Here is a 7665-nt window from a genome sequence, read left to right as displayed (position 1 = left end):
GCCCCCGAAGGGACCGGCCGCTCCTGCGTAGCCGTAAGGACGGGCAGACTAGTCTGCGACGCCTACGTACTCGGCCTGCTCGTTGGCCGTGGTCTCGCCGGCGGCGAGGTTGGCGCGGAGCTTGGCGCCGAGCCCGGCGTCAACGTTGGTCCAGTACTGGATTGCAGCTTCGCGGATGTGCGGGCGCTGCACACCGGAGACTGCACCGGTGATGGTTTCCAGGAAACGGGCCTTGGCGGCGTCGTCGAACACCTCGCGGTACAGCGTGCCGGCCTGGCCGAAATCGCTGTCCTCGGGGTGCAGGGTAGCGGCGGAACGCACCAGCGCGCCGTCGTTTTCCCAGGTGCCTTCGCCGGCGAGTGCCGGGTCGGCCACGGGGCCGCCCAGGGTGTTCGGGGCGTAGACCGGGGTCTCCGGGGAGTTGAACGAGAAGCGGCCGTAGCCGTCCTGCGAGTAGTTGTTCACCGGAGCCTTCGGTGCGTTCACCGGCAGCTGGTTGTAGTTGGTGCCCACACGGTAACGCTGTGCATCCGGGTAGGAGAAGATGCGGGCCATCAGCATCTTGTCCGGGGAAGCGGCAATGCCGGGGACCAGGTTCGCGGGAGACAGGGCAACCTGCTCGATCTGCGCGAAGAAGTTCTCCGGGTTGCGGTTCAGCGTGTGCGTGCCGACCTTGATCAGCGGGTAATCCGCGTGCGGCCAGACCTTGGTCAGGTCGAACGGGTTGAACCGGTAGGACTTGGCATCTTCGTACGGCATGACCTGGACGAAGAGGTCCCAGGACGGGAAGTTGCCGGCAGCGATGTTCTCGTAGAGGTCGCGGCGGTAGTAGTCGGCATCGGCACCGGCGATCTTCTCAGCCTCGGCACCGGTCATTTCGACGTTGCCCTGGTTGGAGACGAAGTGGTACTTGACCCAGAAGCGCTCGCCCTCGGCGTTGATCCACTGGTAGGTGTGGGAGCCGAAGCCGGGCATTTCACGCCAGGAGCGCGGCAGGCCGCGGTCGCCCATCAGGTACGTGACCTGGTGTGCGGACTCGGGGGAGTTGGTCCAGAAATCCCACTGCATGTCGGCGTCGCGCAGGCCGGAACCCGGGAGGCGCTTCTGCGAGTGGATGAAGTCCGGGAACTTGATGCCGTCGCGGATGAAGAACACCGGGGTGTTGTTGCCGACGATGTCGTAGTTGCCCTCGGAGCTGTAGAAACGCAGCGCGAAGCCGCGGACGTCGCGCCAGGTATCGGGGGAGCCCATTTCGCCGGCAACCGAGGAGAAACGCTGCACGGTTTCCGTGGTGGTGCCGGGCTGGAAAACAGCTGCACGGGTGTACTTGGAAACGTCTTCGGTGACGGTGAATTCGCCGAACGCGCCGCCGCCCTTGGCGTGCACGATGCGCTCCGGGATGCGCTCCCGGTTGAACTGGGCAAGCTTCTCAACCAGGTAACGGTCGTGGAGGACAACCGCGCCGTCAGCTCCGTGGCTCAGCGAGTGTGCGTCGCTGGCAACCGGAGTGCCGGTCTGGGTGGTGGTGAAGTTCGACATTCTCTCTCTTTCTTCTTTGGGTGGAGTCGTAAAGCAGTGAATCAGGTGGTCTGTGCTGCGCTCGCCTTTGCTGCGCAGTCAGAGCAGAGCCCCTGGTACAGGACATCTGCAATCTTGATATTCATGCCGTGGGTATCGCTGGGCGTCAGGCACGGTGCGTGCCCGACGGCGCAGTCCACGTCTTCGATCCGGCCGCAGCCGGTGCAGATTGCATGGTGGTGGTTGTCATTCACGCGGGTCTCGTAGCGTGCCGGCGAATGCGGCGGCTCGATCCTGCGCAGGAGTCCGGTGTCGGTGAGGTCGGTCAGAACCACGTAGACGGACTGGAGGCTGATGTCCGGAAGGATGGACCGGACAGCTGCCGCGACGTCTTCCGCCCCCGCATGCGGAGTGTGGTCGACGGCATCCAGCACGGCCAGGCGCTGCTTGGTCACCCGGCGTCCGTGCGCACGCAGCTCGGCCGACCACTTGTCAGTGGTTGCCGTGGAGGCTGCTGGTGAAGTCATGCCATCCATCATACGCACTTATTCTGAGTAATTCATAATAAGTCGAGCCTAACTTTGCCGGTTAGGGTGGTGGCAACGGCCGGATCGGCTGCAGGACCAAGGAGACAAGCACATGCCCGAAGCGGCGGCGGAACCTGACGTCAGGCGCCTCACGGTGGGAGAGTACGACGTCGGCCTGCGCACCTCGGGCACCGGCGGGCCGGACATTGTGCTGGTCCACGGCATCGGCGCCTCGGCGCGGTACTTCGAACCCCTCGCCGCCGAGCTGTCCGCCGGCGCCCGGGTGCACTGCCTGGAACTGCCCGGCCACGCCGGACTGCCGCGCCCCCGGGAGCCATTGACCATGGAGGGCTACGCGGGGGTCGTGGTCCGGGCGCTGCGTCTTGCCGGGATCAGCCGGGCCCAGCTGGTGGGGCACTCCATGGGCTGCCAGGTCGTCGTCGAGGCCGCCCGCCTTGCCCCGGAACTCGTCACGTCGCTGCTCCTGCTGGGTCCAACGGTCAACCGGAAGGAACGGCAGGTATTGCTGCAGGCCCTGCGCCTGGCCCAGGACACCCTGCACGAGAGTCCCGGCGTGAACCGCATCGTGTTCACTGACTACCTTCGGGCAGGACCCCGCTGGTACCTCCGTACCCTGCGGCGGATGATGCCGCACCCGCTCGAGGAACGCCTGGCTGGGGTGGCATGCCCCGTGGCGGTCCTGCGCGGAGGCCGGGACCCGATCGTTCCCCCGTCGTGGCTGCTGCGGCTGGCCCAGGCCCGGCCCGGCATCCTGCTGGGTGAGATTCCCGGTGCGCCGCATGTCCTGATGTGGGACCGTCCGGAAGAGGCGGCAGCCTGGGTGCATCGGCTGGGGGAGGCAAGCCGGTGACTCGGCGGCCTTCCGGGGAGCACGGAGCCGGGCGCCGGGCCGGGCTGGGCGGGTGGCTGCGCCGCAGGACACTGCTGGCGGCGGCCTGGGCTGCCGACTATGCCTATGTTGCCCGCTGGCAGATCCAGGGGTTCTGGTTCCGCCTGGATCCTGCCGCCTACCTGCACCCGGAGGAGGGGATGGAGTTGCGCCAGCCGGTCCTGCTGCTTCCCGGGGTCTATGAGACGTGGCAGTTCCTGAGGCCCCTGGCCGAGTTCCTCTCCGCCCGGGGGCACCCGGTGCACACAGTCCGGACCCTGGGCTATAACCGGGGGTCCGTGCCTGACATGGCCCGCCGGGTGGAGGAGTACCTCGCCGCCCAGGACCTGTCGCAGGTGGCCATTGTGGCCCACAGCAAGGGTGGCCTGATCGGCAAGCAGGTGATGCTGGGCGAGCAGGCGCACAGAGTCAGCCGGATGGTGGCAGTGAACACCCCGTTTTCCGGCTCGCCCTATGCCAGTCTCTTCCTGGTTCCCTCGATCCGTGCCTTTTCCCCGCGGGACCGGCGGCTGCGCACGCTGATGGCGAGCCTGGACGTCAACGCCCGGATCACCTCTGTCTATGCGTCCTTTGACCCGCACATTCCCGGCGGCAGCGGCCTGGACGGCGCGAGGAACATCGTCCTGGACGCCATGGGCCACTTCCGGCCGGTCGCGGACCCGGAACTGCACGGCATCGTCGCGCAGGAGCTGGACCGCGCCGGTTCCCCGCCGGGCCCTGCCGGCAGCGACAGCTAGCTGGCGCCCTTCGCCAGGGCCTGTTCGACGGCGGCCTCGGCACCTTGGGTCCAGGGGTCTCCGTGTCCGGGCAGCAGCAGGGGAGCTCCGGTGCCAGCCAGGACCTGGAGAGAGTCCAGTGCGGCAGCACTGTTGGCCGTAGCTGCTCCCGAGACGATCTGCGGTCCGGTCCGGCCGGTGTAGGGATTCAGCGTGACCAGTGCATCTCCGCAGATCAGTGCACCGCGCTCGGGAAAATGCAGGGCCACATGCCCGGCGGTGTGGCCGGGGGTCGCAAGCAGGTCCGGAGCTCCGGGCAGGGTGGCACCGGAGTCGGGAACCAGTTCCAGGACATCGGTCACTCCCCGCACCATCAGCGCCCCGGCCATGGTCATGGCGCCAAGGCAGCGGAGGGCTGCGGGGAAGCGCACCGGGTATTCCAGCCGCGGCCGTTCGTGGGCGTACCGGTAGGGATGTGCAGCAATGTAATGGTCTGCCGGATGGGCCAGGATGGGGGCGCGGAACTCCGTGCGCAGCTTCGCGGCGGTGCCGGTGTGGTCGAAATGCCCGTGCGTCAGCACAATGGCGCTGACGGAACCGGGTCCGTAGCCCAGTGATCGCACGGCACTGGAAATCGCGTGCTGGGCAGCAGGCAGGCCCGTGTCGACAATCATGACCTCGCCGCCGCCTTCGACGAGGTAAGCATTCGTGTAGGCGTGCTGGATCAGGTGGATGCCGTCGGCAACGTCTCGGGTCAGCATGGCGGGCCTCCTTAAATAGGGGGAGAGGTGCGAAACAGAATACCCTAAGCATGCTTCCTTTTTGTTTTCCCGGGCCCTGGCATCCCGGTCGACGTCCATCCACGTCTTCCCCCGCGCCGCCCCCGGCGCAGCTGCCGGGTCCGGGGACTGTGCTCGCTTAGACTGCTCTGGTGCCAAGACTGCTCGCTGACCTGACCCCGCTGCGTGAGAGCCCGGATTTCCGCCGGCTCTGGACCGGAACGGCACTCTCCGCAATCGGAACCCAGCTCACCCTGGTGGCAGTGAGCCTGGAGGTCTACGACCTGACCCGCTCCAGCCTGTACGTTGGCATGCTCGGCGTGGTGGGCCTGGTACCCCTGATCCTGGCCGGCCTCTACGGCGGCTCGGTGGTGGACGCCTACGACCGGCGGAAAGTCGCACTGTTCTCCTCCGTTGTCCTGTGGCTGACCACGATCGGAATCGCGGTCCAGGCGTGGCTGGGCCTGCACAACGTCTGGCTGCTGTTTGTTCTCGTGGCCATCAACTCCGGGGCCGGCGGACTCAACCACCCGGCCCGCAGCGCCATCATTCCGCGCCTGATCCGCCCCGAGCTCCTTCCCGCCGCCAACGCCCTGAGCATGATCACCTTCGGCCTGGCCATGGCCATCGGGCCACTCCTTGCCGGCGTGCTGGTGGGCCAGGTGGGCTACGGCTGGACCTACACGATCGACGTCGTCACCTTCACTGCTGCCATGTGGGCCCTCTACCGGCTCAAGCCGATGCCGCCCGTTGGGCAGGTCCAGAAGGCCGGTCTCAAATCCGTGCTGGAAGGCTTTGCCTTCCTGGGCACGCGTCCGAACATCCGGATGACGTTCATTGTCGATCTGGCGGCCATGGTCCTGGCCCAGCCCAGGGCGCTGCTGCCCGCCATCGGAGCGCTGATGCTCGGCGGCGGCGCCGAGACGGTGGGAATCCTGCTCGCAGCGACCGCCGCGGGATCGTTCCTTGCCGGGCTTTTCTCCGGCCCGCTGGGCCTGGTGCGCCGGCAGGGGCTGGCCGTGATGTGGTCGGTGGTGGCCTGGGGGCTCTCGGTCGCCGCCTTCGGCATTGTGGTGGTGCTCGCTGGAGAGCACGACGGCGGCGGTGTCTCCCCGTGGCTCCTTCCGGCGGCGCTGGCCATGGGAGCTGCGGGGATCGCCGACTCGATCAGCGGTGTCTTCCGCTCCACGATCCTGCAGGCGGCTACCCCCGATGAGATGCGCGGCAGGCTGCAGGGCGTCTTCGTGGTGGTGGGCGCGGGCGGGCCGCGGCTGGGGGACCTGGTCTCCGGCATTGACGCATCGTTCCTGGGGGAGGGATGGGCCGCTGTGGCCGGGGGACTGGCGTGCGTTGCCGCCGTCGTCGTCCTGGCCCGGCTGCAGCCCGCTTTCGCACGGTACGACGCCCGGCACCCGGAACCGTAACCCACCCTCGAAGGGTGCGCGGAACAGGGCGCGGTGCACATACGTTAAGGGTTACGGAAAACGTCAATGCGGAAGGTTTTAGACCTGCCCTCCCGTGGGAGGCGGGGGCCTTCCGCCCAGGAAGGATCGTGTACACGTGCACCGACATTTCAACGGTTTGAAGACTGCAGTCCTCTTCGGGGTGCTCTTCGCCGTGCTGCTGGGCATCGGCGGCCTGCTCTCCAGCGGTACGGGCAACTCCGCGTTTATCTGGATCTTCCTCCTCATTGGCCTGGCCACGACGGCGTACAGCTACTGGAACAGCGACAAGCTGGCTATCCGCGCCATGCACGCCGTGCCGGTGACGGAAGCACAGGCCCCGGAGATGTACCGGATTGTCCGCGAGCTCTCCGCCAAGGCCGGCCAGCCGATGCCGAGGCTCTACATTTCCCCGACCATGGCACCCAATGCCTTCGCGACCGGACGGAACCCGCAGAACTCCGCCGTGTGCTGCACGCAGGGGATCCTGCAGCTGCTGAACGAACGCGAACTGCGCGGGGTACTCGGCCATGAGCTCATGCATGTCTACAACCGCGACATCCTCACCTCCTCCGTTGCCGCAGCGATTGCCGGCGTCATCACGTCCCTCGGCCAGTTCCTGCTGTTCTTCGGCGGCGGGGACCGGCGCAACGCCAATCCGCTGGCCATGATTGCCATGGCCATCCTCGCTCCGCTGGCGGCGAGCCTGATCCAGATGGCCATTGGCCGGACCCGGGAGTACGACGCCGATGAAGACGGTGCCAAGCTCACCGATGATCCGCTGGCGCTCGCCTCGGCACTTCGCAAGCTGGAGAGTGGTACGCAGCAGGCGCCCCTGCCGAACACCGACCAGAAACTGGTGAATACCTCCCACCTGATGATCGCCAATCCCTTCCGCAACGGTGTCCGCGGCTTGCTGGCCACCCACCCGCCCATGGCTGACCGGATTCGCCGCCTGGAAAACATGGCCGGACGGCCGCTCGGCTCCTAGCTGTGGAGCACCACGGAAAACCAGCGGCAGGCAACTGGGAAGGAAAGCAGCGATGCGCCTGATTCTGGTCCGTCACGGACAGACGCCGTCGAACATTCAACGGCTGCTGGACACGGACGCGCCCGGGCCCGGACTGACCGAGCTGGGGGTGGCGCAGGCAGCAGCGCTCCCGAAGGCCCTGGGACACGAGCAGGTCAGTGCCGTCTACGCGTCGAACCTCCTCCGGACGCAGCTGACGGCGCAGCCGTTGGCAGACGCACTGGCCCAGCCGATTGAAGTACGCGAGGGCTTGCGGGAAGTCTCAGCCGGGAACCTGGAAATGCGGGGCGACCCGGAATCGATCCAGGCCTACCTGCGGACGGTTTACGCCTGGGTGAACGGCGACCTCTCCGTCCGGATGAGCGGCGGACCGGACGGCGAGGAAACCATCGGCCGCTTCGACGAGGTGGTCGCTGAACTCCAGCGGGCGGGGCATGGCGTCCCGGTGGTGTTCAGCCACGGGGCCATCATCCGGGCTTGGGCAACACTGCGGGCCAGGAACGTCGGGCCGGACTTCATCGTGGAAAACTCTCTGAGCAACACCGGGATCGTCGTCCTGGAAACCATGCCCAGGCCGGAGGCCCGCGGGCACGCCTGGGAGCTGCTGACCTGGCAGGGCGAAGCCGTTGGCGGCGCGGCGCTGCAGGATCCGGAAACCGACGGCCCGGCAGCGGACGACGTCGAACTGGCCCCCTGACTTCCCCGAAACCACAAACAACGACGGGGGGGGGCCGCGCCCCGGG

8 protein-coding genes are annotated in these 7665 nt (G+C 67.3%); 5 read left to right on the top strand and 3 right to left on the bottom strand.

Annotation, left to right across the window (positions count from 1 at the left end; all coding sequences use genetic code 11):
* Positions 1–48 precede the first annotated feature (48 nt).
* On the bottom strand, positions 49–1539 hold the full coding sequence (locus tag TVB01_RS16300) for a catalase (protein ID WP_422456951.1): 1491 nt from the start codon (positions 1537–1539) through the stop codon (positions 49–51).
* Positions 1540–1580: 41 nt separating this feature from the next.
* Positions 1581–2054, bottom strand: a complete 474-nt coding sequence (locus TVB01_RS16295) for a Fur family transcriptional regulator (RefSeq protein ID WP_422456952.1) — start codon at positions 2052–2054, stop codon at positions 1581–1583.
* A gap of 103 nt (positions 2055–2157) precedes the next feature.
* On the opposite strand from TVB01_RS16295, the gene TVB01_RS16290 reads away from it, so the two are divergent.
* Both TVB01_RS16290 and TVB01_RS16285 read left to right on the top strand, forming a co-directional pair.
* The gene (locus TVB01_RS16290; RefSeq protein ID WP_422456950.1) at positions 2158–2916 is read left to right on the top strand and encodes an alpha/beta fold hydrolase; all 759 of its coding nucleotides are present in this window, start codon (positions 2158–2160) and stop codon (positions 2914–2916) included.
* Positions 2913–3692: an esterase/lipase family protein gene (locus TVB01_RS16285; protein WP_422456949.1), complete on the top strand. Its 780-nt coding sequence runs from the start codon at positions 2913–2915 to the stop codon at positions 3690–3692. Before TVB01_RS16290 ends, TVB01_RS16285 begins: the two co-directional genes overlap by 4 nt.
* On the opposite strand, the gene TVB01_RS16280 is transcribed toward TVB01_RS16285, so the two are convergent.
* Positions 3689–4432 (bottom strand): MBL fold metallo-hydrolase, encoded by a 744-nt coding sequence (locus tag TVB01_RS16280; RefSeq protein ID WP_422456948.1) that lies wholly within the window; start codon positions 4430–4432, stop codon positions 3689–3691. The two genes, TVB01_RS16285 and TVB01_RS16280, sit on opposite strands and share 4 nt — an antisense overlap.
* A gap of 170 nt (positions 4433–4602) precedes the next feature.
* Between TVB01_RS16280 and TVB01_RS16275 the strand changes: the two genes are divergently transcribed.
* The 3 genes from TVB01_RS16275 to TVB01_RS16265 all read left to right on the top strand — a co-directional run bounded on the left by TVB01_RS16275 (position 4603) and on the right by TVB01_RS16265 (position 7619).
* On the top strand, positions 4603–5874 hold the full coding sequence (locus TVB01_RS16275; RefSeq protein WP_422456947.1) for an MFS transporter: 1272 nt from the start codon (positions 4603–4605) through the stop codon (positions 5872–5874).
* Positions 5875–6010: 136 nt separating this feature from the next.
* Complete coding sequence (htpX, locus tag TVB01_RS16270; RefSeq protein WP_422456946.1) at positions 6011–6883, top strand: zinc metalloprotease HtpX; 873 nt, start codon at positions 6011–6013, stop codon at positions 6881–6883.
* Positions 6884–6935: 52 nt separating this feature from the next.
* On the top strand, positions 6936–7619 hold the full coding sequence (locus TVB01_RS16265) for a histidine phosphatase family protein (protein WP_422456945.1): 684 nt from the start codon (positions 6936–6938) through the stop codon (positions 7617–7619).
* Positions 7620–7665: the final 46 nt, after the last annotated feature.

Source organism: Arthrobacter sp. 7Tela_A1 (assembly GCF_049311065.1).
Classification (GTDB): Bacteria; Actinomycetota; Actinomycetes; order Actinomycetales; family Micrococcaceae; genus Arthrobacter_B.
This window is presented reverse-complemented; position numbering and strand designations above follow the sequence as displayed.

Excerpts from the sequence above, each read along its gene's own strand:
- TVB01_RS16300 (WP_422456951.1), bottom strand. The coding sequence starts at position 1,539 with ATGTCGAACTTCACCACCACCCAGACCGGCACTCCGGTTGCCAGCGAC.
- TVB01_RS16295 (WP_422456952.1), bottom strand. The coding sequence starts at position 2,054 with ATGGATGGCATGACTTCACCAGCAGCCTCCACGGCAACCACTGACAAG.
- TVB01_RS16290 (WP_422456950.1), top strand. The coding sequence starts at position 2,158 with ATGCCCGAAGCGGCGGCGGAACCTGACGTCAGGCGCCTCACGGTGGGA.
- TVB01_RS16280 (WP_422456948.1), bottom strand. The coding sequence starts at position 4,432 with ATGCTGACCCGAGACGTTGCCGACGGCATCCACCTGATCCAGCACGCC.
- TVB01_RS16265 (WP_422456945.1), top strand. The coding sequence starts at position 6,936 with ATGCGCCTGATTCTGGTCCGTCACGGACAGACGCCGTCGAACATTCAA.